This window comes from Xenorhabdus sp. KK7.4 (genome assembly GCF_963876465.1).
In the GTDB taxonomy this organism is placed as follows: Bacteria; Pseudomonadota; Gammaproteobacteria; order Enterobacterales; family Enterobacteriaceae; genus Xenorhabdus; species Xenorhabdus stockiae.
This window is the reverse complement of sequence record NZ_CAWNQF010000144.1, coordinates 1-23,392: the sequence shown is the minus strand read 5'-3', so window position 1 is coordinate 23,392 and position 23,392 is coordinate 1. Positions and strand designations below refer to the sequence as shown.

Annotated in this window: 17 protein-coding genes, 1 tRNA gene and 1 other RNA gene; 12 read left to right on the top strand and 7 right to left on the bottom strand. The window is 39.9% G+C overall.

From position 1 onward, the window contains the following. Nucleotides 1-137: 137 nt before the first annotated feature. Nucleotides 138-2,066, top strand: a complete 1,929-nt coding sequence (locus tag AACS90_RS21885) for a DNA topoisomerase III (RefSeq protein ID WP_099121605.1) — start codon at nucleotides 138-140, stop codon at nucleotides 2,064-2,066. Between the two features lie 58 nt (nucleotides 2,067-2,124). Here the strand turns inward: AACS90_RS21885 and xthA are convergent, their stop codons facing one another. Then, on the bottom strand, nucleotides 2,125-2,931 hold the full coding sequence (xthA, locus tag AACS90_RS21880; protein WP_099121496.1) for an exodeoxyribonuclease III: 807 nt from the start codon (nucleotides 2,929-2,931) through the stop codon (nucleotides 2,125-2,127). 650 nt (nucleotides 2,932-3,581) lie between these two features. Here xthA and AACS90_RS21875 point away from each other — a divergent pair. Next, nucleotides 3,582-4,445, top strand: coding sequence for a LysR family transcriptional regulator (locus AACS90_RS21875; RefSeq protein ID WP_099108094.1), 864 nt, complete (start codon nucleotides 3,582-3,584; stop codon nucleotides 4,443-4,445). A 400-nt stretch (nucleotides 4,446-4,845) separates the two neighbouring features. Here the strand turns inward: AACS90_RS21875 and AACS90_RS21870 are convergent. From AACS90_RS21870 to AACS90_RS21855, 4 genes are all read right to left on the bottom strand, one after another. After that, a non-coding RNA gene (locus AACS90_RS21870) (RtT sRNA) lies at nucleotides 4,846-4,976 on the bottom strand. A gap of 41 nt (nucleotides 4,977-5,017) precedes the next feature. Next, nucleotides 5,018-5,102: transfer RNA gene (locus AACS90_RS21865), tRNA-Tyr, on the bottom strand. 131 nt (nucleotides 5,103-5,233) lie between these two features. Beyond that, nucleotides 5,234-6,082, bottom strand: a complete 849-nt coding sequence (gene purU, locus AACS90_RS21860; RefSeq protein WP_099121495.1) for a formyltetrahydrofolate deformylase — start codon at nucleotides 6,080-6,082, stop codon at nucleotides 5,234-5,236. 59 nt (nucleotides 6,083-6,141) lie between these two features. Next, a complete protein-coding gene (locus tag AACS90_RS21855) occupies nucleotides 6,142-6,603 on the bottom strand; it encodes a YchJ family protein (RefSeq protein ID WP_099121494.1) in 462 nt (153 codons plus the stop codon). Nucleotides 6,604-7,059: 456 nt separating this feature from the next. Here AACS90_RS21855 and galU point away from each other — a divergent pair, with 456 nt between their 5' ends. Genes galU through AACS90_RS21840 form a run of 3 tightly spaced genes read left to right on the top strand, consistent with a single transcriptional unit; the run spans nucleotide 7,060 to nucleotide 10,364 of the window. Further along, nucleotides 7,060-7,977: a UTP--glucose-1-phosphate uridylyltransferase GalU gene (galU, locus tag AACS90_RS21850; RefSeq protein ID WP_099121493.1), complete on the top strand. Its 918-nt coding sequence runs from the start codon at nucleotides 7,060-7,062 to the stop codon at nucleotides 7,975-7,977. 24 nt (nucleotides 7,978-8,001) lie between these two features. Further along, complete coding sequence (locus AACS90_RS21845) at nucleotides 8,002-9,345, top strand: UDP-glucose dehydrogenase family protein (protein ID WP_099121492.1); 1,344 nt, start codon at nucleotides 8,002-8,004, stop codon at nucleotides 9,343-9,345. Nucleotides 9,346-9,353: 8 nt separating this feature from the next. Continuing rightward, the gene (locus tag AACS90_RS21840) at nucleotides 9,354-10,364 is read left to right on the top strand and encodes an NAD-dependent epimerase (RefSeq protein WP_099121491.1); all 1,011 of its coding nucleotides are present in this window, start codon (nucleotides 9,354-9,356) and stop codon (nucleotides 10,362-10,364) included. A 226-nt stretch (nucleotides 10,365-10,590) separates the two neighbouring features. Here AACS90_RS21840 and hns read toward each other — a convergent pair whose 3' ends face one another. Further along, on the bottom strand, nucleotides 10,591-10,992 hold the full coding sequence (gene hns / locus AACS90_RS21835) for a histone-like nucleoid-structuring protein H-NS (protein WP_099121490.1): 402 nt from the start codon (nucleotides 10,990-10,992) through the stop codon (nucleotides 10,591-10,593). A 644-nt stretch (nucleotides 10,993-11,636) separates the two neighbouring features. Between hns and AACS90_RS21830 the strand changes: the two genes are divergently transcribed. Further along, nucleotides 11,637-12,242: a thymidine kinase gene (locus AACS90_RS21830; protein ID WP_099121489.1), complete on the top strand. Its 606-nt coding sequence runs from the start codon at nucleotides 11,637-11,639 to the stop codon at nucleotides 12,240-12,242. Nucleotides 12,243-12,345: 103 nt separating this feature from the next. Here AACS90_RS21830 and adhE read toward each other — a convergent pair whose 3' ends face one another. Next, nucleotides 12,346-14,991: a bifunctional acetaldehyde-CoA/alcohol dehydrogenase gene (gene adhE / locus AACS90_RS21825; protein WP_099121488.1), complete on the bottom strand. Its 2,646-nt coding sequence runs from the start codon at nucleotides 14,989-14,991 to the stop codon at nucleotides 12,346-12,348. A gap of 893 nt (nucleotides 14,992-15,884) precedes the next feature. On the opposite strand from adhE, the gene AACS90_RS21820 reads away from it, so the two are divergent. The 6 genes from AACS90_RS21820 (at nucleotide 15,885) to oppF (ending at nucleotide 23,233) form a co-directional block, all read left to right on the top strand. Further along, on the top strand, nucleotides 15,885-17,525 hold the full coding sequence (locus tag AACS90_RS21820; RefSeq protein ID WP_099121487.1) for an ABC transporter substrate-binding protein: 1,641 nt from the start codon (nucleotides 15,885-15,887) through the stop codon (nucleotides 17,523-17,525). 124 nt (nucleotides 17,526-17,649) lie between these two features. Continuing rightward, a complete protein-coding gene (gene oppA / locus AACS90_RS21815; protein ID WP_099121486.1) occupies nucleotides 17,650-19,290 on the top strand; it encodes an oligopeptide ABC transporter substrate-binding protein OppA in 1,641 nt (546 codons plus the stop codon). A gap of 84 nt (nucleotides 19,291-19,374) precedes the next feature. Next, on the top strand, nucleotides 19,375-20,295 hold the full coding sequence (gene oppB / locus AACS90_RS21810) for an oligopeptide ABC transporter permease OppB (RefSeq protein WP_099108083.1): 921 nt from the start codon (nucleotides 19,375-19,377) through the stop codon (nucleotides 20,293-20,295). Between the two features lie 14 nt (nucleotides 20,296-20,309). After that, nucleotides 20,310-21,218, top strand: coding sequence for an oligopeptide ABC transporter permease OppC (oppC, locus tag AACS90_RS21805; protein ID WP_099108082.1), 909 nt, complete (start codon nucleotides 20,310-20,312; stop codon nucleotides 21,216-21,218). A gap of 9 nt (nucleotides 21,219-21,227) precedes the next feature. Continuing rightward, nucleotides 21,228-22,235, top strand: coding sequence for an ABC transporter ATP-binding protein (locus AACS90_RS21800; RefSeq protein ID WP_099108081.1), 1,008 nt, complete (start codon nucleotides 21,228-21,230; stop codon nucleotides 22,233-22,235). After that, entirely contained in the window at nucleotides 22,232-23,233 is a 1,002-nt protein-coding gene (gene oppF / locus AACS90_RS21795) for a murein tripeptide/oligopeptide ABC transporter ATP binding protein OppF (protein ID WP_099108080.1), read from the top strand. Before AACS90_RS21800 ends, oppF begins: the two co-directional genes overlap by 4 nt. The last annotated feature ends 159 nt before the right edge of the window (nucleotides 23,234-23,392 follow it).

Genomic DNA, 23,392 nt, shown 5'->3' with positions numbered 1-23,392 from the left:
GTTACTAGATATATCATTACCTGATGTGGTGGATAGGATAAACACCACTACATCAGCTGATCCCATTAATTTATTGCCTAGGTGAACTGAATTAACCACACTCAGACAGGGCATTGATTGAAGTTGTTACAAATTCCATGCGTCTTTTTATTGCTGAAAAACCTAGCCTCGCACGTGCTATTGCCGATATTCTACCGAAACCTCATCGTCGGGGAGATGGGTTTATTGAGTGTGGTGAGAGTCAGGTTGTTACCTGGTGTGTAGGTCATTTGTTAGAACAAGCTGAGCCAGATGTATACGATAGCCGTTATGCGCGCTGGGTCTTGGCTGATTTGCCAATTATTCCTGAAAAGTGGCAGTTAAAACCACGAGAAGCGGTTGCTAAACAGCTCAATACGATTAAATCTCTTTTGGCAAGGGCTGATGAAGTTGTTCATGCCGGAGACCCGGATCGCGAAGGGCAGTTGCTGGTGGATGAAGTGTTGGATTTTTTGCAGCTGGAAGACAATAAAAAGCAGAATGTCCAACGTTGTCTGATCAACGATTTAAATCCTCAGGCAGTACTTAAAGCCGTCGAGCGTCTGAGGAGTAACCGGGAATTTATTCCCCTGTGTGTTTCAGCTTTAGCCAGAGCAAGGGCTGATTGGCTTTATGGGATCAATATGACCCGAGCTTATACCTTATTAGGTCGGAATGCTGGTTATCAAGGGGTTCTATCGGTTGGCCGAGTGCAGACTCCAGTACTGGGCTTGGTTGTTCGCCGTGATGAAGAAATAGAACATTTTGTACCAAAGGATTTCTTTGAGGTTAAAGCTCATATTATTACCCCGAAAGAAGAGCGGTTCACCGCTGTATGGCAGCCCAGTGAGTCCTGTGTTGATTTTCAGGATGAAGAAGGGCGAGTTATTCACCGGCCTTTAGCAGAACATGTAGTAATGCGCATTATGGGGCAGCCTGCCTATGTTTCTGCCTATCAGGATAAACGGGAATCAGAAACAGCGCCTTTGCCATTTTCTCTTTCTTCATTACAGATCGAAGCAGCCAGACGTTTTGGCCTGAGTGCTCAGGATGTTCTGGATATTTGTCAGCGGCTGTATGAAACCCATAAATTGATTACATACCCGCGTTCAGATTGTCGTTACCTACCAGAAGAACATTTTGCGGGTCGTCAGGCTGTTTTAAACGCTATTTCGGTACATGCCAGCCATTTGTTGCATCAGGATGCGCTTGATACGGAAAAAAAGAATCGTTGCTGGGATGATAAAAAAGTTGATGCACATCATGCAATTATTCCCACAGCGCGAAGCAGTCAGGCTAAGCTGACAGAAAATGAGCAGCATATTTATGGATTGGTAGCCAGACAGTATCTGATGCAGTTTTTCCCGGATGCTATATTTCGGAAATGCACAATTGAACTGGATATTGCTGGTGGAAAGTTCATTGCCAAGGCTCGCTTTCTGGCAGAAGCCGGCTGGCGAACTTTATTAGGTAACAAAGAGCGGGATGAGGAAAATGAGGGCACACCTCTGCCGATTGTTGCTAAAGGTGATGAACTGTTGTGTGAGAAAGGAGAAGTCGTGGAAAGGCAGACTCAGCCACCACGTCATTTCACTGATGCCACTTTATTATCTGCTATGACCGGTATCGCCAGATTTGTTCAGGATAAAGCACTGAAAAAAGTTTTACGGGCAACAGATGGTTTGGGGACGGAAGCAACAAGGGCCGGAATTATTGAATTATTGTTCAAGCGAGAATTTCTGTATAAAAAGGGGCGATATATTCATGCAACGCCAGCAGGTCGTGCGTTAATTCATGTTTTACCTGATATGGCTGTCTTGCCTGATATGACTGCACAGTGGGAATCCAAACTAACTCAAATCAGTGAGAAGCAATTCCGTTATCAGGATTTTATGTCGCCTCTTCATGAAACATTGCAACAATTGATTTGGCAGGCAAAGCAGTATAGAAATTTGAAAGCGTTCAGGGATCTGCCTCCTGCTCCTGTGAAAGGAAAAAAAGGTAAAGGTAAGCAAGTGAAAACCAAGCAGACAAATAAAGCTGAATAATTTAATAAATAAAGAGAGAAAAATACAGCACCGAAATTGTGCGATGCTGTATTTTATTTTAAATCTTAAATTCAGCCCAGACTGGTGCGTGATCGGAAGGTTTTTCCATGGCGCGGATATCATAATCAATACCAGCAGAGAGGCATTTTTCTGCTAATGGCTGGCTTGCAAGCAGCAAGTCAATGCGAAGTCCACGGTTATCGTTAAACCCTTTTGAGCGGTAATCAAACCACGAGAATTGGTCACTGATTTCCGGATGATGAGCCCGGAATGTATCAACCAGCCCCCAGTTTTTTAGGCGTTCCATCCATTCTCTTTCTTCAGGCAGGAAAGAACATTTCCCGGTTTTTAACCAACGTTTCTGATTATTCTCTCCTATTCCAATATCTAGGTCAGTCGGGCTGATATTCATATCGCCCATAATGAGAATATTGGATCCAGGAGATTGATTTGTTTCCAGATAGGTTTGCAGATCCTGATAAAATTTTGCTTTTGCAGGGAATTTTATCTCATGAGTACGGCTTTCACCTTGTGGAAAATAACCGTTAATCACAGTTAGTAAGCCGGAAGGAGTTTCGATATCTGCCATGATAATGCGGCGTTGAGCATCATCATCGTCAGTTGGAAAACCTTTCCTGACAGCTATCGGCTGTTGGCGAGTCAGTAGGGCAACTCCATAATGAGATTTTTGACCGTGATAGAAGATATGATAGCCAAGTTGGCTGACTTCTTCTAAAGGAAACATTTCATCATGAACTTTTGTTTCCTGTAATCCGATAACATCAGGTTGATGTTGTTCAACAATCGCAGCAAGTTGGTGAGGACGCGCCCGCAGTCCATTAATATTGAATGATACAAATTTCATATCGTTATAATCACCTAAATAATGTTTTTCTTTTCAATCTTATCAGATATAAATAAGAATGTAACCATTTATTAAATAATAATTTTAGGCAGATTATGTAGATATTTCACTATTTTACTCATATATGTAATGTGATATTGAATATAATTTGCTTATTATTCAAATTCAAAGAATGTAATCATGTTAAATAATAGAAAGGCATATACTTAATAAGTGGGAATTTAATAAATAAATGCTTATTTAATTAGTAATGCTCTGTTATATTCACATTCGATATTATGTTTTCAGGTGAGATTTTTTTATTCTTGAAATTTATTCTATGTCACGCGTTACAAAAAATAATTAATGAAAAAGTAGAAGAGTTAATCAATCTCTGATAGAAAATTGAACCTGTAGGCCATGTTTATATTTATTAATGGTTTACATTCACGATGGAATATTCATCATGATACAGGTGAATAATATAGTTCATCTGAACCGCATTTTTGCATCAGGGGCTGGCATTTCATATAAATGCCATTTGAAAAATAGCTATTTTTATTGTACAAAATTATACCTTCACAATATCAAGTTTGATTTAGCGGTTACCTGATGAGAAGGCCATTTCAAGGATATTATTTTAGCCACAAGTTACATAGGAACGGTGAATTATGTTTTTTTCTCGTAAATTAGAAGCATTCATGGCGGTGGTGGAAATGGGTTCTTTAAGCAAAGCGGCAAGAGTGATGAACCGTACGACTCCCCCAGTCGCTAAATCAATTAAAGACTTTGAGGCGACGTTAGGAAAGCGCTTATTTAAAAGGGAGAAGTTTGGGATGATACTGACTAAAGACGGAGCGGAACTATATAATGACTTAAAAGAACTTTATTTGAAAGAAAAAGAAATTACAAAGAAACACTTTAGTGGGACTATTTGTAATAGTGTTAATATCTACTATGATTGGGGGAAAGATAGGCATCTGATTTCGCTGTATAAAGCTGCAGATAGAAATAATGCTCAAGTTAATATATTACGATTCAGTTATGATAACATCGATGAAATAGTTGATTATGAGGGAAATACCATAATCCTAAGTTCTGAAAAAATCCTCAGTGATAGATTCAGTCTGGTGCGAAAAATTGAAGGCCAGAATTTAGGCGTTTGTTGTCGTCAGGAATTAATTGATGAATCCAATGGTGATTTAACTCAGCTATTGAAAAATAAAACATGGTTATGCGATCCAGTTCTCTATAAAAGTGATTTTATAAAGAATTTAGAAGAGGATATGCAGAAAAATGGAGAAAAGGCTAATATAAGACAAATGGACAATATGGAGTGTTGTCTTAATTTTATTCAGTCTAAAGATTATATTTTTATTACAGATGCCCGTTCTGGTGCATTAGAGGAAGGAAAAAGTTTGGGTTTTATTCCAATTTCACGAGCTGATGCAGTTAATCAGTGTTACGTCTATAAATCTAAATCACACTCAAGCGTGTTGAATCGTTTTATCGATTCTGTTAGTGATATGGAGTAACCGATTGCATAAGCGGAGCGAATTGCAGATCCTCCAGAGCTCCGCTATTGGTGTTCTGTGAGCACGCCAATTTTACAATATTCATTTACTCATTGAGTAAATTAGATGGTTCTTCCCCCAAGCAATATATCTGTTAGCTTTGACAGTAAATGCAAATAATGGAATATAATTTTGAATATGGTGGGGGAAGGATGACGCGCTACTACGATTTATACTCACCTTACATTTTTTTATCTCGCAGCTCAGAATGTCGCACATATCGTGATTTCATTGCGCTTATCTGAATATAGCCAAATAATTTCAATATATTCCCTAACGAAACTCGTGAAAATTGCTCTTTATTGAAGCAGGAAGCAATTTTACTTGAGTAATGTGATAGCTAATAAACGGATTATCTGGATGGTGTTGAGGAAGAATGATTTATGACTGAGCTTCCTCACTCTATGGATCAGTGCGCTGAGTGCTGTTATTTTGCTACGCTCAATTCGAACCTTGGTCGAAGATTCTCATCCTTCCCTCTGGGAATTAATTGGGCTTTCTATTTATTGGTAGATTAAGATTCTATCATTAGATGGTGGTGGGGGAAGGATTCGAACCTTCGAAGTCTGTGACGGCAGATTTACAGTCTGCTCCCTTTGGCCGCTCGGGAACCCCACCAGATTTTGAATTGTACGCTGTTGTTGTCAGCGGACGGAATCATATCAAATGAACCGCCGCTGTAAAGTAAATATTTAAAAATCAGCTATCAAGTGCTGGTTATTTAATCCCTGAGAACAAATTTCATTCCATTATAAGATCACAGTGCGATTGCCATAGACAAATACTCGCTGAGAAAGAACAGAGTGTAATGCTTTACTCAGCACATTTTTCTCAACATCTCGTCCTGCCCGCATCATGTCCTCAGCCGTATAACCGTGATCCACATTAATTACATCCTGAGTGATGATAGGGCCTTCATCCAGATTATCATTGACGTAATGTGCAGTAGCGCCAATGATTTTAACTCCACGTTCATAGGCTTGATGGTAAGGACGGGCTCCAATGAATGCAGGCAGGAATGAGTGATGGATATTAATAATTTGATTTGGGTAATGCTGAACAAATGCAGGTGTTAAAACGCGCATATACTTAGCAAGTACAACGTAATCGGGATTATATTGATCAATCTGAGCCATTAGCGCTTCGTCATGTTGTTCCCGGCTTAAACCTTCATGACTGATATGATGGAATGGAATACCAAATTGCTCAACTAATGATTGCAGAGTGGTGTGGTTACCGATAACTGCGGCTATCTCCACATCCAAGCCTTCGTAAGCACTTTTTACTAATATATCACCAATACAGTGAGCTTCTTTTGTTACCATGATAACAATACGGCGTCGGCCTGCTGTATTTAATTCACGGCTAGAGCCGGTAGGAAGGGCACCATCTAGGTCAGTCAGAAATGTTTCATCATTGAAGATACCTTCCAGCTCTGTACGCATGAAAAAACGGCCAGTTAGGTGGTCAACAAATTCACTATTCTGAACAATATTTAATTGATGCTTATAACAAATATTGGTGATTTTCGCGATTAATCCTTTGGAGTCAGGACAAATAGTACGCAAGATTTTTTTTTGTATGATTGCGTTTTGCATGAATAATGTAACCTCAAATTTTTTACTGTGTGAATGATTTTGTTTGAAATTTATAGTTTTTAACTACAGCACTTTTTATATTTCTTTCCTGAACCACATGGGCACGGGTCATTGCGTCCAGTTTGAGGGCGAATACCATCAATATAGAACCAATGTTGTTCAATGAGCAAAAAACGGGAGCACTCATGTATCAGTTGTCTATCTTGCTTTGCCTGTTCAATAAAGCAAGCTGAAAATTCGACATAGGCTTCGTCATTATGTAGACCTTTATCTGCGCTGATAACATTCAATCCCAGCCACTCGACACCGACAAAGCTTTGTTCTATTTCTGAGCGCCAGGTTTCGGCTTTACAGTCGGGATGCCAGGTTGCAATAAGATAATCAATATTTTTTGTTACATAAGCGCTATATCTGGAACGCATCAGAGATTCAGCATTTGGGGCAGGGCGATGATTATCAAGATAGGGGCCGCAGCAGTGTGCGAGAGATAAGCTGCTACCACAGGGGCATATTGTTGTCAAAATCACTCCGGTGAATTAAAAAAGTTGTTGTTTACATGAACAATACTGTAAGGGTGTGTAGGAATATAACTAGCAATAATCTATCTGATAATACCTGAATACAGAGCTTGGTCGCAATGTTTGCCCAGAGTGCAACTAGCCATAGCTGTCTATATTATCGAGACATCTCTTATGCCCACTTTCGCTATAATAAAACGGATACTTGTTAGATACATGTACCTTGTATGTATATTTGCTACGGTAATGTTATGTATTGTCATATAAAAAACATAATTAAACTTCCATTAACTGTATATCTGGTTAAGTTAGCTGATATACTCTTGCGCGCTATTTTTTAGTATGTGATTCTTTTCACATATTCAATTTTTGATACATACATTTTTTTAAAGAGTTGGTGCTATTGTTTAAACTGCAAAAAGGAGTTTTTCGCAACAAATAGCCATAGGAGACAATGTAATGTCAGTCACAAATAACAAAGTGAATAAAGCTGTGATCCCGGTTGCTGGCTTGGGAACTAGGATGTTACCAGCTACCAAGGCTATTCCTAAAGAAATGCTGCCTCTGGTTGATAAACCGCTGATTCAATATGTTGTTAATGAATGTATTAAAGCAGGGATTAACGAGATTATTCTGGTTACACACTCATCCAAAAACTCGATAGAAAATCATTTTGATACCAGTTTTGAACTGGAAGCAATTCTGGAGAGAAGGGTCAAACGTCAGCTATTGGATGAAGTTCAGTCTATTTGTCCAAGCCATGTGACAATCATGCAAACTCGTCAGGGAATTGCAAAAGGGTTGGGGCATGCAGTGTTATGCGCTAAGCCACTGATTGGGGATGAACCGTTTGCCGTTATTCTGCCTGATGTTATTTTGGATGAATACAGCACAGATTTATCGAAATACAACCTGAGCGAAATGTTGTCACGTTTTAACGAGAATGGTGCGAGTCAGATACTAGTCGAACCAGTTCCTTATGAAAGCGTTTCTGACTATGGTATTGTTGACTGTTTCGGGGAAAATTTACAACCTGGTGACAGTAAGCCGATTGCCCGTGTTGTTGAAAAACCTAAACCTGAAGAGGCACCATCGAATCTTTCCATTGTAGGTCGTTACGTACTATCTGAAAAAATCTGGCCGCTATTAGCAAAAACTGCGCCAGGTGCAGGGGATGAAATCCAGCTTACTGATGCTATTGCTATGCTGATGGAAAAAGAGCCAGTTGAAGCATATCACTTAAAAGGCCGTAGCCATGATTGTGGTAATAAACTGGGTTATATGCAGGCGTTTGTTGAATATGGGATGAAGCATAAGCAATTGGGAGAATCATTTAAAGACTGGATTATGACTTTGCAGAATCAGATTGAAAAATAATCTATTGGTAATTTAGGATGTGAGATGAAAGTAACTGTATTTGGTATTGGCTACGTTGGCTTAGTCCAGGCAACTGTGTTTGCTGAGGTAGGGCACGACGTACTTTGTGTTGATGTTGATGCAAAAAAAGTTGAAAACCTAAAAAATGGGCAGATCCCTATTTTTGAGCCGGGGTTGGAACCTCTGGTTAAGAAAAACTATGCACAAGGGCGTCTGAATTTTACGACAGATGCCAAAGCTGGTGTAGCACATGGCAAATTACAGTTTATCGCTGTCGGAACACCTCCTGATGAAGATGGCTCAGCAGATCTACAATATGTCACTGCCGTAGCCCGTACCATCGCAGAAAATATGGATAGTCATAAAGTGGTGGTTGATAAATCAACTGTCCCTGTAGGTACCGCGGATAAAGTCAAAGCTGTGATGCAGACAGTTTTGGCTGAACGTGGGGTGAGTATTCCATATCATGTCGTATCCAATCCTGAGTTTTTGAAAGAGGGAGCTGCAGTTGCTGATTGCATGCGTCCTGAGCGTATTATCATTGGTTGTGATGACGATGGTGTGGTTGAAGTTATGAGAGAACTGTATGAGCCGTTCAATCGTAACCATGACCGCATGATAGTTATGGATATTCGCAGTGCAGAGCTGACAAAATATGCAGCTAATTGCATGCTAGCTACCAAAATTAGCTTTATGAATGAAATTGCTAATCTGGCAGAAATGCTGGGCGCTGATATTGAACATGTACGTCAGGGGATTGGTTCTGATTCACGTATTGGATATCATTTTATTTATCCCGGTTGTGGATACGGTGGTTCATGTTTTCCAAAAGATGTTCAGGCCCTAATTCGTACTTCGGAGCAAATTGGCTATACACCAAAGATTTTACAGGCAGTTGAGTTGGTTAACGAAAAACAAAAAAGAAAACTACCTTCTTTCGTTAAACATCATTTTGGGACCGATTTATCTGGTAAAACATTTGCCATATGGGGACTATCATTTAAACCTAATACCGATGATATGCGAGAAGCATCAAGCCGGGTATTGATGGAAGCCTTATGGGAAAGTGGTGCTAAAATACAGGCTTATGATCCGGAAGCAATGCAGGAAACTCAGCGTATTTATGGGCAGCGTGATGATCTTGCTTTGATGGGAACAAAAGAAGCGGCCTTAAAAGGTGCTGATGCTCTTATTATTTGCACAGAGTGGCAAAACTTTAGAGCACCTGATTTTGATCTTATAAAAGACTCGCTTAATACTCCGGTTATTTTTGATGGGCGTAATCTTTATGATCCGGAACGCTTGCAAGCCAGAGGGTTTACATATTATGGCATTGGCCGTGGTGACTCTATCAATCCAGTTATTTGAGTTGTGATATGAAATTTTTAGTAACAGGTTCCGCTGGTTTTATTGGTTTTCATGTAAGCCAGCGGTTATTGAATATGGGATATGAAGTTGTCGGCATTGATAACATCAATGATTATTATGATGTTAATTTGAAGCAGGCAAGATTAAATTTATTACTCCCTCATCCCGGTTTTAAATTTGAAAAGCTAGATTTGGCTGATAGAGCCGGGATCGCTGAATTGTTTACTAAGCACCAATTTCAGAGAGTTATCCATTTAGGGGCTCAACCGGGTGTTCGTTATTCAATACAGAACCCAATGGCATATATTGATGCCAATATTGTTGGTCATATGAATATTCTTGAAGGGTGTCGTCACAACAATGTTGAGCATTTATTATATGCATCTTCAAGCTCAGTATATGGGTTAAATAAAAAACAACCATTTTCTACTGATGATTCGGTTGATCACCCAGTCTCTTTATACGCAGCGACCAAAAAAGCTGATGAATTAATGTCTCACAGTTATTCACATCTTTATAAATTACCAACCACAGGTTTACGATTCTTTACGGTATATGGTCCGTGGGGACGTCCTGATATGGCTTTATTTAAGTTTACTAAAGCGATGTTAGAGGGGCAGCCTATTGATGTTTATAATCATGGAGATATGGTAAGGGATTTCACATATATTGATGATATCGTCGAGTCTATAATCAGATTACAGGCTATTATTCCCGAACCTAATAAAGATTGGTCAGTTGAAACTGGTCAAGTCTCTGCTAGCTCAGCGCCATATCGTATTTATAATATTGGCAATGGCCAGCCAACAAAATTGGGTGATTTTATTGAATCTATTGAAGCTTCATTAGGGATAAAAGCAGCGAAAAACTTTATGGAAATTCAGGACGGCGATGTTCTGTCTACTTGTGCGGATTCCAGTGCGCTGTACGAGAAAATTGGTTTTTCTCCTAATACACCAGTAAGAGAGGGTGTGAAACAATTTGTTGATTGGTATCTGGATTTTTATCAGATGTCTTAACATCAGTCTAATAATAAGAAAAGGAGCTATTAGCTCCTTTTTTAATTCTATGTTAATAAAAAACTAAGTTAATGTTAAATTGTTTTTTTCACACCGAGAATGCAAAAGAGCATATAATCGGTTGTGTTCGTACATCAGCCCATAATTAATTTAGTTAAGTTTATTAACCATAAAACAAAAATACCCTTCATAGGGTATTTTTGTTATTAGACGACAAAGTAACTGATTAGATCAGAAAATCTTCCAGATTCTTGCCTTCTTCTTCAATTGCTTTTTTGATTACAGCTGGGGTACGGCCTTGGCCAGTCCAGGTTTTAGTTTCGCCTTCGTCAATATATGAATATTTAGCTGGGCGAGTAGCGCGCTTAGATTTACCAGAAGCTTTACCACTTAAAGCGTCTACTAAATCGCTTAATTCAATACCGTCTTTTTCCAGCATTTCACGGTATTCTTGAAGTTTACGTGTGCGCTCTTCTATTTGAGCACGAGCCTGGCTTTCTTCATCACGACGTTCTTCAACAACAATCGTCAGTTTTTCCAGCATTTCTTCTAAAGTAGCAAGTTCACATTCTCTTGCTTGCGCGCGCAAAGTACGGATGTTATTTAGGGATTTTAAATTTTCGCTCATTGTCCTGGTCTCAAATTATAATGATGATGGCTGATGTATGGATAATAATAGAATGCTATTTTATTTTCTGCAATAGTGAATTTACTTTCTAAGGCTAAAAGATCCATTTTTAAAATGCAATTTTTTTGATAATCGATATATTGTGTTTTAATTCTACTATTGGATTTATCATTTCTCGATAACGGTTAGACGTAGATTACTCAAAGCTGCTCAAGGATTAACTTAGACATATAAAACTAATTTATAGTCAATCTGTAAGATATGCTAACTATTCATCTGAAAATAAATTGGTTTTCAAGTGTGAGATGAAATTTTTTTTATGGGTAATCCACTGGTTATGATTATAGCGATGTAGATCGAGTAAAAGTAAACCGTTTTGATTATTAATATGCAAATTGTGGAATATAAAATCGATATTTACTTCTGATATTAATTTTGTTCATTTGTCATGCAGCAAGTGCTTATCGTGCTGATTTTATATGCACAACTGTGATGACTATCATAAAAATATGTCTTTTACTTTCATTTCGTTTTTCTCTCATATCCCATTTGGTCAATAACAAAGGATAACCTTGAGTTAAGTTTGTGGTAAACTTGCGGGGATATATTGCTTGATTAAATTTGACAAGAGGACGGACGGGCCAATGGCTCAGCTTTATTTTTATTATTCTGCTATGAATGCAGGAAAATCAACTTCATTATTACAGTCTTCCTATAACTATAACGAAAGAGGAATGAGGACGTTGATTTTTACAGCAGAAATAGATACACGATTTGGAAAAGGGAAGGTAAGTTCCCGTATTGGGCTATCTGCGGATGCCTTACTGTTTTCACCAGACATTAATATTGCTGAGCTTATCAGACGTGAAAATGATGCAGAAAAGATTCATTGTATTTTGATTGATGAGTGTCAGTTTTTAACAAAAGAACATGTTGAGCAGCTTTGTGAAATTGTTGATTACGATGATATTCCTGTTCTCTGTTATGGGTTAAGGACAGATTTTCAGGGCGAATTATTTAAAGGCAGCCAATATCTTCTTGCCTGGGCGGATAAATTAGTTGAACTGAAAACAATCTGCCATTGTGGAAGAAAAGCAAGCCGTGTACTGCGTTTTGGCAGCGATGGGAATGTTGTTTATGATGGGGCACAGGTTGATATTGGTGGTAATGAAAAATATGTCTCAGTGTGCCGTAGGCACTATTATGACGTCATTCATGAAGCTAAAGCCAAAAAAGCTGAACAGATATAGTCCGTTTGTATGAGTAATACGATTAAATTAGAAAAATGAATTAATAAAAAGGCATCAGATATATACTGATGCCTTTTAGATTACATTAGTTTATTATTTCTTATTATTTTTCAATTTTAGCGCCTTCCTGTGATATGGGCGATTCTATAAACTTACGTCCATAGAAAGAATCCAGCAACAATTGTTTTAATTCAGCGATTAGCGGGTAACGAGGGTTTGCACCGGTACATTGATCATCAAAGGAATCTTCTGCGAGTTTATCAATTTTTGCCAGAAAATCACTTTCCTGAACTCCGGCCGCACGGATTGAGTCTGGAATATTAAGTTGAGATTTTAATTCTTCTAACCATGCCAGCAGTTTTTCAATTTTAGTAGCGGTGCGGTCACCCGTTTTACTTAATCCTAAATGTTCTGCAATTTCAGCGTAACGGCGTCTTGCCTGAGGACGGTCATATTGACTGAATGCAGTTTGTTTAGTTGGATTATCATTGGCGTTATAACGTATTACATTACAGATAAGCAGAGCGTTTGCTAATCCGTGTGGAATATGGAATTCAGAACCAAGTTTGTGAGCCATAGAATGACAGACACCTAAAAAGGCATTGGCAAAAGCGATCCCGGCGATAGTTGCGGCATTATGGACACGTTCACGGGCTACTGGGTTTTGGGACCCCTGCTGGTAGCTGGCAGGAAGAAAATCTTTCAGCAGTTTTAGCGCCTGTAAAGCCTGCCCATCAGAGTATTCATTGGCTAAAACAGACACATAAGCCTCCAGCGCATGGGTAACGGCATCTAAGCCACCAAAAGCACATAATGATTTGGGCATATCCATGACAAGGTTTGCATCGACGATAGCCATATCTGGTGTTAGTGCATAATCCGCCAATGGATATTTCTGACCGGTGATATCATCAGTCACAACAGCAAAAGGTGTGACTTCTGATCCAGTACCCGAGGTGGTTGTAATAGCGACCATTTTTGCTTTTATACCCATTTTCGGGAATTTATAGATACGTTTCCGAATATCCATAAAGCGTAATGCCAATTCTTCAAAATGAGTTTCAGGATGCTCATACATTACCCACATAATTTTGGCTGCATCCATCGGTGAGCCACCACCGAGAGCAATAATGATATCTGGTTTGAACAAACGCATTTGCTCAGCACCTTTTCGGACAATACTTAAAGTAGGGTCAGCTTCAACTTCAAAAAATACTTCTGTTTCTACATGATGAGATTTTAAGACCCTGATGACTTGATCGGCATAACCATTATTAAATAAGAAAGAATCTGTCACGATAAAGGCTCGTTTGGCACCATCCGTTGCGACTTCTTCCAGAGCAACCGGTAATGAGCCACGACGGAAATAGATAGATTTAGGGATCTTATGCCACAGCATATTTTCAGCTCTTTTTGCGACAGTCTTGGTATTAATCAAATGTTTTGGCCCGACGTTCTCTGAAATGGAGTTTCCGCCCCAAGAACCGCATCCGAGCGTCAGGGAAGGAGAGAGTTTAAAATTGTAAAGGTCGCCAATACCACCCTGAGATGCAGGAGTATTAATTAAGATACGGGCCGTTTTCATTTTATCGCCGAAATATTTAATACGGGCAGCTTGATTGTCTTGGTCGATATAAAGTGAAGAGGTGTGACCAATTCCCCCCATTTCAACTAATTTTTCTGCCTTTCCGACGGCATCTCCAAAATCTTTTCCCCGATACATAGCTAATAAAGGTGATAGTTTTTCATGGGCGAATGGTTCTTTTTCATCCACGATTGTCACTTCACCAATAAGAATTTTTGTATTTTCGGGAACGCTGATACCCGCCATTTCTGCTATTTTGATGGCCGGCTGACCGACAATTGCGGCATTCAGGCTGCCATTTTTCAAAATAATATTTTGAACTGCTTTCAGTTCTTTTCCTTGTAGGATATAACCTCCATGACTGGAAAAGCGCTCACGGACTTGTTTATAAACGCTGTCAACCACAATAACAGATTGTTCAGAAGCACATATCACACCGTTATCGAAAGTTTTGGACATTAAAATCGACGCAACAGCCCGTTTGATGTCTGCTGATTCATCAATCACAACAGGGGTATTACCTGCCCCAACTCCGATAGCGGGTTTACCTGAACTGTAGGCGGCTTTTACCATTCCGGGACCGCCAGTTGCCAGAATGAGATTAATATCAGGGTGATGCATCAACGCATTTGAGAGCTCAACAGACGGTTCGTCTATCCAGCCGATAATGTCTTTTGGTGCACCAGCAGCGACAGCCGCTTGTAAAACGATTTCTGCTGCTTTATTTGTGGCATTTTTAGCTCGTGGGTGTGGAGAAAAAATAATACCGTTACGAGTTTTCAGGCTGATAAGTGCCTTGAAAATGGCGGTTGAGGTTGGGTTGGTTGTCGGAACAATACCACAAATAATACCGACAGGCTCCGCTATAGTGATCGTACCAAAAGTATCATCCTCAGATAAAATTCCACAGGTTTTATCATCTTTATAGGCGTTATAAATGTATTCAGAAGCAAAATGGTTCTTGATTACTTTATCTTCTACAACCCCCATTCCCGATTCAGAGACAGCTAATTTCGCCAGCGGGATACGGGCATCAGCAGCAGCAAAAGCAGCTGCACGAAATATTTGGTCAACCTGTTCCTGTGAAAAGCTGGCGAATTCTCGTTGAGCTTTTTTCACGCGAGCAACTAATTCGTTCAGTTCAGCAACCTGAGTGACAGCCATAAAGATTACTCCTAATGAAAGTTAAATTTTTTCAGGGAATTGGCTGTTCGATTATTGTGACTGAAAGTCATGTCGTGAAATTCGTCACTAACATACTTGCATAAATACTGCCAATTACCTTAAAAAACTTTATTAATTCATATTGTTAAAAATGGTTTATGTGTTTTTTCTGAGAATGGCTTTTGGACACAGCTTATCATCGGAGGATTTTTGAATAGTGATTTAGATCATGAAAACAGCAAGCTGACACCATTCAGCTGTTAGTTTTTTGATAATGATTATCAAAAAAGTATTAGAGAATATTTTAAATATTTATTTAATTTTTACGAAATTATTTGTTAAGTAAATTTTGGTAATATATTTTATGATAAAATAAGTGAAAAATAATTAACAGATATCCAATAAAGAGTATGATTAGTTAATAAAAGCTTTTCTATTTTTCACTAAAAATCTTTCCATTATTTATTTAACTGCTTGTTTTTTCGAGTTGAGTAATACTGTTTTTGACACATTCATTCATGACATAACCGTCTATTACTGGATGTTGTTGCAATATTTTGTGATGAAGACGGTCTTTTAATCTGTGATGATTGCATTTTGTTAAAATAATGTTTATTTTCTTTTTTTGTTTGAATCTTAGTGTGATCCGATAGATAAAATCAAATGAGAAAAATTATTTTTATCAAAGTGTTATTGATTTCTCTGTTTACATCTTATATCTAAGAACAAACAACTACTTTAATGATTTAATAAACATATTATAAAAAATAGTATAACAAACCTAGTGTGGGTTGAATCTTAAACACATAAATTATCTTTATTTAATAAAATGGGTTATCGGGATTGTTAGATTAAAAAACGATTAATTTGCTGTTTATCACTTGGAGAGAATAATGAGAAAAATACCATCAAAGTTGAGTCAGTTGATTTCTTCTATCGTTTTATTATCGTTTCCCATAGCACAAGGGATGGCGGCGAAAGTTCCCGCTGGGGTAGTGTTGGCAGAAAAGCAGGAAGTTACCATTAATAATGGTGTTGAGGTTGTATCATTAGACCCTCATGTCGTTGAAGGTGGTCCAGAAACCAATGTTATTCGTAATTTATTTGAAGGGTTGGTGACTACTGATCTGAATGGCGAAACTGTGCCGGGAGTAGCCGAAAAATGGGAAAATAAAGGCTATCAGGTATGGACTTTTTATCTACGTAAAGATGCTAAATGGAGTGATGGCAAACCAGTCACGGCACAGGATTTTGTCTATAGCTGGCGCCGTCTTTCTGATCCAAAAGTAGGCTCCCCTTATGCCAGCTATTTGCAATATACCTATATGTTGAACGCAGATGATATCTTACAAGGAACGAAATCGCCTGAACAGTTAGGCGTAAAGGCGCTGGATGAGCAGCGTTTTCAGGTAACACTAAGTCGCCCTGTTCCTTATCTTATTAACATGTTAAGCCATACTCCGCTGAAACCTGTGCGGCAGGATGTTGTAGAAAAATTTGGCATTAAATGGACTTCCCCAGAAAATTTTATTGGCAACGGATCTTATATATTAAAAGAGTGGGTTATTAATGAGCGAATGGTTTTAACACGCAACCCGCATTACTGGAATAATAAAGAATCCATTATAGAAAAAGGCATTTTACTGCCTATTGTTTCGGGTGTCAGTGATGTAAACCGTTATCGCAGTGGGGAAGTGGATATCACTAATGATGCTATCCCGCCAGAACTCTACCAGAAAATGAAACAAGATATTCCCGATCAACTCAGAACAGTACCTTATCTATGTACATTTTATTACGAAATTAATCATAAAAATCCGTTATTTAAAGATAAACGAGTGCGTGAAGCCATTAAGCTGAGCCTTGACAGAGATATTATTACTGAAAAGATTATGGGGCAGGGGCAAATTCCGGCATACGGCTTCACTCCTACTTATATTGGTGGTGGCCTTACTGTTAATCCAGAGTGGGCAAGTTGGACACAGGAACAACGTAATCAACGAGCAAGAGAATTATTAAAAGAAGCAGGTTTTGATGCCAGTAATCCACTCAAATTCAGCCTGCTCTATAACACTTCAGAACAAAACAAACAGCAGGCTATTGCAGCTGCATCCATGTGGCAGAAGAATATTGGTGCAAAAGTCACGTTACAAAATCAGGAATGGAAAACTTCATTGCAAAATCGTCATCAGGGAAATTATGACGTAGTAAGAGCAACATGGTGCGGCGATTATAATGAACCTTCATCCTTCCTGAATTATTACTTATCAGATAGCAGTAATAATACGTCATTCTATAACAGTGAAGCCTTTGATAACTATCTCAATCAGGCTCTGACAGCCAAAGATGAGAAAACACGTAAAGAATTTTATCAAAAGGCGGAAGCTCAGCTTGATGCTGATTCAGGAACAATTCCTGTGTATTACCGGGTTTCTACACGCCTGATTCGTCCGACTGTCGGTGGTATGACAGGAAAGGATCCTCTCGATTATGTTGATCTTAAGAATTTATATATTAAGAAATTAGATAACTAATTGTTATTACAAATATTCTATTGCTGTAAATAAAACGATTCCTTTTGGGATGCAGAAAATAATTAGCCCTGAAAATGGGATGGCTTTTACGAAAGCCAGATGAATCAATAGGAGTAATAAGAAGATGGTAAACATAACAAGAAAGAAAATTGCTGCTGGCGTTGCAGTGGCATTGGGCATGATGATCGGAGCACAGGCATTTGCGGCAGAGGTTCCTGCGGGTGTACAGCTGGCAGAAAAACAAACGCTGGTACGAAACAATGGCTCTGAACCACAATCACTGGATCCCCATAAAATAGAAGGCGTGCCGGAATCAAATATTGCCCGTGATTTGTTTGAAACACTGGTGATTAATGATCCTGATGGCAACATTATTCCCGGTGTTGCGGAAAGCTGGGAACACAGCCCGGATTTTAAAACTTGGACATTCCATTTCCGTAAAGATGCAAAATGGTCAAATGGTGATCCTGTCACTGCACAGGATTTTGTTTATAGCTGGCAGCGCGTGGTTGATCCAAACACCGCATCCCCTTATGCCAGTTATATGCAGTATGCCCACATTCTGAATGTTGATGAAATTATCCGTGGTAAGAAAAAACCGGAAACTTTGGGTGTGAAAGCGTTAGATGATCATACATTCCAATTAACCCTCAGTGAGCCTGTGCCTTATTTAGTCCGATTAATGGTTCACACATCGACTTCGCCTGTCCATCGTGCGACGGTTGAAAAATATGGAGAGAGATGGACACAACCACAGAATTTTGTTGGTAACGGTGCGTATAAAGTGAAAAGCTGGGTGATTAATGAGCGCCTTGTTTTCGAACGTAACCCGATGTATTGGGATAATAAAAACACCGTTATTGATCAAACCACTGTTTTACCTATCTCCTCTGAAGTCACTGATGTTAATCGTTATCGCGCTGGCGAAATCGAGATGAGCTATGACAACTTACCTGTTGAATTATTTCAAAAATTGAAAAAAGAGATCCCTGAACAGTTACGTGTTAATCCGAAATTGTGTACGTATTACTACGAAATTAATAATGAAAGACCACCATTTAATGATGTCCGGGTACGCACCGCATTGAAATTGGGTATGGATAGTGAGCTGTTGACTCATAAGGTGAAAAATCAGGGAGATGTAACGGCTTATGGTTATACACCACCTTATATTGCCGATTTTAAAGATGTAAAACCGGATTGGTATGCTAAATTAACTCAGCAACAGCGTAATGAAGAAGCGAAAAAACTTCTGACAGAAGCCGGATTTACCAAAGATAATCCATTAAAAGTTAAGTTACTGTATAACACTTCCGATCTGCACAAAAAATTAGCCATTGCTGCTGCCTCCATCTGGAAAAAAAATATCGGGGTTGAAGTTTCTCTCGTAAATCAGGAATGGAAAACCTTCCTTGACTCCCGTCATCAAGCCAATTATGACATCGCCCGTGCTGGCTGGTGTGCTGATTATAACGAAGCTTCTACCTTCCTGAATCCTATGTTATCCGATAGTAGCAACAATACTTCTCACTATAAGAGCAAAGAATTTGATGCGCTAATGAAGCAGTCATTGCAAGCTAAGACGGATGAAGAACGAGCAGAAATTTATGCTAAGGCCAATGCGCAATTAGATAAAGATTCGGCAATTGTACCTATTTATTACTATACGAACTCGCGTTTATTAAAACCTTACGTAGGTGGTTACACCGGCAAAGATCCGCTGGACAACTTCCATACCAAGGATATGTACATTATCAAACATTAGGAATCAGCAGGTGGTTTAAGTAATAAACCACCTGTGTATCAGATAATTAATGACCATGGTTTGGTCAGACAATAGGAACGGGCAATGCTGAAATTTATTTTACGCCGTTGTTTAGAGGCGATCCCGACACTTTTCATTCTTATTACCATTTCGTTTTTCATGATGCGTCTTGCGCCGGGCAGCCCATTTACCGGGGAAAGAAAACTCCCGCCTGAAGTTATGGCGAATATCGAAGCGAAATATCACCTGAATGACCCTATCTATAAACAATATTTCAACTATTTGGTTCAACTTTCGAAAGGGGATTTTGGCCCTTCATTCAAATATAAGGACTACAGTGTAAATGATTTGGTGGCAGAGGCGTTGCCCGTTTCTGCTAAATTAGGGGCTGCTGCCTTTATTATGGCAGTGATATTTGGTGTTAGTGCGGGAGTCATTGCGGCACTGAATCAAAATACAAAATGGGATTACACGGTAATGGGGTTTGCCATGACAGGGGTTGTTATCCCCAGTTTTGTCGTTGCTCCCTTATTGGTTCTGATATTTGCAATTACACTAAAATGGTTGCCGGGAGGTGGCTGGAATGGCGGGGCGCCTAAATATATGCTCTTGCCAATGGTTGCGTTATCCCTTTCTTATATTGCCAGTATTTCCCGTATCACTCGCGGCTCCATGATTGAAGTTCTGCATTCCAACTTTATCCGAACAGCAAGAGCCAAAGGGCTGCCACTACGGAAGATTATTTTCCGTCATGCACTGAAACCAGCCTTACTTCCTGTCATTTCCTATATGGGACCCGCCTTTGTCGGCATTATTACTGGCTCGATGGTTATTGAAACTATCTTCGGTTTGCCCGGTCTGGGGCAATTGTTTGTTAATGGCGCTTTAAACCGTGATTACTCACTGGTGCTCAGCCTGACGATTCTGGTGGGTGGGCTGACCATTATGTTCAACGCTATCGTTGATGTGTTGTATGCCGTCATCGATCCGAAAATCCGTTACTAAGGCTGGAGCACGCAATGTTACTGAATAAGAAAAATAGCGAAGCTCTGGAAAATTTTTCTGAGCAGCTGGAAATTGAAGGCCGCAGTTTGTGGCAGGATGCACGTCGTCGTTTTATTCATAATAAAGCAGCAATTACAAGTTTGTGTATATTGTTTGTCATCACATTGTTTGTCATTTTAGCGCCTATGTTGTCTCAGTATACTTACGATGATACTGACTGGAACATGATGACCATGCCCCCTGATTTTGAATCACACCACTATTTTGGTACAGATTCATCAGGCCGTGATTTGTTAGTCCGTGTTGCTATTGGTGGGCGTATTTCACTTATGGTTGGGATAGCAGCGGCTTTGATTGCCGTGATATTCGGCACATTATATGGTGCTATGTCAGGCTATCTTGGTGGCAAAGTCGATATGGTCATGATGCGTCTGCTGGAAATTCTGAACTCCTTCCCGTTTATGTTCTTCGTCATCCTGTTAGTGACTTTCTTTGGACAAAACATTCTGCTGATTTTTGTTGCGATAGGCATGGTGTCATGGCTGGACATGGCGCGTATTGTCCGGGGGCAGACATTGAGCCTCAAACGCAAGGAATTCATTGAAGCCGCACTGGTGTGTGGTGTATCCAGCCGTAATATAGTTCTGCGTCATATTGTGCCGAATGTGTTGGGTGTTGTGGTGGTTTATGCTTCATTATTAGTACCAAGCATGATCCTGTTTGAATCTTTCCTGAGCTTTCTTGGTTTGGGAACGCAAGAGCCGCTCAGTAGTTGGGGGGCATTATTAAGCGATGGCGCCAATTCAATGGAAGTGGCTCCGTGGTTACTCCTGTTTCCTGCGGGCTTTCTGGTGTTAACCCTGTTCTGTTTTAACTTTATTGGTGACGGCCTGCGAGATGCCCTCGACCCTAAAGACCGTTAAGGAGAGCCTATGAATAGCGTAGAAACGATAAAACATGCTAAAAGCGCTGAATCACTATTAACGGTGAAAGATTTAAATGTGGTATTCAGTACGCCTGATGGCAACGTAACAGCAGTAAATAAACTAAATTTTGACTTACAGGCCGGAGAAACTCTGGGTATTGTTGGTGAATCTGGTTCAGGTAAATCTCAGACAGCCTTTGCCTTGATGGGGTTACTGGCCAGTAATGGTACTGTCAGTGGTTCTGCTGTTTTTAACGGACGTGAGATTCTTAACCTGCAAGAAAAAGCGCTGAATAAAATGCGTGCGGAAGAAATCTCAATGATCTTCCAAGACCCGATGACATCTCTTAACCCTTATATGCGCGTAGGTGAGCAACTTATCGAAGTGCTGATGCTACATAAAAATATGAGCAAAAGTGAGGCCTTCGAAGAATCTGTTCGAATGCTGGATGCTGTTAAGATGCCTGAAGCACGTAAGCGGATGAAAATGTTCCCGCATGAATTTTCTGGCGGCATGCGCCAGCGTGTCATGATAGCAATGGCATTATTGTGCCAGCCTAAACTACTGATTGCAGATGAGCCGACGACTGCACTGGACGTCACTGTTCAGGCACAGATCATGACATTGCTGAACGAACTAAAAAAAGAACTGAATACAGCCATTATTATGATTACTCATGATCTGGGTGTTGTTGCTGGTATTTGTGACAAGGTGTTGGTTATGTATGCAGGCAGGACGATGGAATATGGTACTGCCCGTGACATATTTTACCATCCGACACATCCTTATTCGATTGGTTTGCTTAATGCTGTTCCCCGGCTGGATGGCGATGAAGAGTCCTTGGCTACAATTCAGGGTAATCCACCAAACTTACTGCGCTTACCAAAAGGTTGCCCATTTCAGCCTCGTTGCCAGTTTGCGACTGAACATTGTGTGAGTGAAGAACCCCCGCTGGAACTATTTAACCCTGGACGCTTGCGTGCCTGCTTCAGACGTCAGGAGGAATTAGTATGAATACAGTTACTGAAAAAAAAGTCCTTCTGGAAGTAGATGATCTGAAAGTTTACTTCGATATCAAAGATGGTAAGCAGTGGTTTTGGCAGCCTTCTAAAGAGCTGAAAGCCGTAGATGGAGTTACCCTGCGATTATACGAAGGGGAAACACTGGGCGTAGTGGGGGAATCCGGTTGTGGTAAATCAACACTTGCTAGAGCAATTATTGGGTTAGTCAAAGCTTCTGGCGGTTCAGTGACCTGGCTTGGTCAGAATCTGTTTGATCTTAATGACAAACAGTGGCGGGATATTCGCAATGATATCCAGATGATTTTTCAGGATCCTTTGGCTTCTCTTAATCCGCGTATGACTATCGGTGACATCATCGCTGAGCCACTGAAAACCTATTATCCCAAAATGAAAGATGTGGAGATAAAAGAAAAAGTCAAAAAAATGATGATGAAGGTAGGGTTATTACCTAACCTGATTAACCGTTACCCTCATGAATTTTCAGGTGGTCAGTGCCAGCGTATCGGAATTGCCCGAGCTCTGATATTGGAACCTAAACTGATTATTTGTGACGAACCTGTTTCTGCACTGGATGTTTCTATTCAGGCTCAGGTTGTAAACTTGTTGCAGGATTTGCAACGGGAAATGGGGCTTTCCCTGATTTTTATCGCTCACGATCTTTCGATAGTGAAGCATATTTCAGATCGCGTATTGGTTATGTATTTGGGGAACGCAGTCGAACTAGGGACTTACGACGAGGTTTATCACAATCCTTTGCACCCATATACCCGCGCATTGATGTCAGCAGTACCGATTCCTGACCCTGATAAAGAGCGCTATAAACAGATTGAGTTACTAGAAGGGGAACTGCCTTCACCAATCAATCCACCATCCGGATGTGTGTTCCGTACCCGATGCCCAATGGCTGACGCGGAATGTGCCAAAACCCGGCCATTGCTAGAAGGTAGCTTTAAACATGCCGTTTCTTGTTTGAAGGTAGATCCGCTGTAGAACTCAATATCTCAAAAAATAGATAAATAATACCGCTCGCGCACTTATGCGAGCGGTTTTTTGTATATAGAAAACCCCCTGCTAGGCAGGGGGTTCCGTAGAGCTTTCAGCGATGAGGCAGCTATAAAAACCCCTTTTGATTTGTTAAAACACCTTGCG

Bases quoted from the DNA above. Each gene is read 5' to 3' on its own strand.
- AACS90_RS21885 (WP_099121605.1), top strand. From the start codon at position 138: ATGCGTCTTTTTATTGCTGAAAAACCTAGCCTCGCACGTGCTATTGCC.
- xthA (WP_099121496.1), bottom strand. From the start codon at position 2,931: ATGAAATTTGTATCATTCAATATTAATGGACTGCGGGCGCGTCCTCAC.
- AACS90_RS21875 (WP_099108094.1), top strand. From the start codon at position 3,582: ATGTTTTTTTCTCGTAAATTAGAAGCATTCATGGCGGTGGTGGAAATG.
- purU (WP_099121495.1), bottom strand. From the start codon at position 6,082: ATGCAAAACGCAATCATACAAAAAAAAATCTTGCGTACTATTTGTCCT.
- galU (WP_099121493.1), top strand. From the start codon at position 7,060: ATGTCAGTCACAAATAACAAAGTGAATAAAGCTGTGATCCCGGTTGCT.
- AACS90_RS21845 (WP_099121492.1), top strand. From the start codon at position 8,002: ATGAAAGTAACTGTATTTGGTATTGGCTACGTTGGCTTAGTCCAGGCA.
- AACS90_RS21840 (WP_099121491.1), top strand. From the start codon at position 9,354: ATGAAATTTTTAGTAACAGGTTCCGCTGGTTTTATTGGTTTTCATGTA.
- hns (WP_099121490.1), bottom strand. From the start codon at position 10,992: ATGAGCGAAAATTTAAAATCCCTAAATAACATCCGTACTTTGCGCGCG.
- AACS90_RS21830 (WP_099121489.1), top strand. From the start codon at position 11,637: ATGGCTCAGCTTTATTTTTATTATTCTGCTATGAATGCAGGAAAATCA.
- adhE (WP_099121488.1), bottom strand. From the start codon at position 14,991: ATGGCTGTCACTCAGGTTGCTGAACTGAACGAATTAGTTGCTCGCGTG.
- AACS90_RS21820 (WP_099121487.1), top strand. From the start codon at position 15,885: ATGAGAAAAATACCATCAAAGTTGAGTCAGTTGATTTCTTCTATCGTT.
- oppA (WP_099121486.1), top strand. From the start codon at position 17,650: ATGGTAAACATAACAAGAAAGAAAATTGCTGCTGGCGTTGCAGTGGCA.
- oppB (WP_099108083.1), top strand. From the start codon at position 19,375: ATGCTGAAATTTATTTTACGCCGTTGTTTAGAGGCGATCCCGACACTT.
- oppC (WP_099108082.1), top strand. From the start codon at position 20,310: ATGTTACTGAATAAGAAAAATAGCGAAGCTCTGGAAAATTTTTCTGAG.
- AACS90_RS21800 (WP_099108081.1), top strand. From the start codon at position 21,228: ATGAATAGCGTAGAAACGATAAAACATGCTAAAAGCGCTGAATCACTA.
- oppF (WP_099108080.1), top strand. From the start codon at position 22,232: ATGAATACAGTTACTGAAAAAAAAGTCCTTCTGGAAGTAGATGATCTG.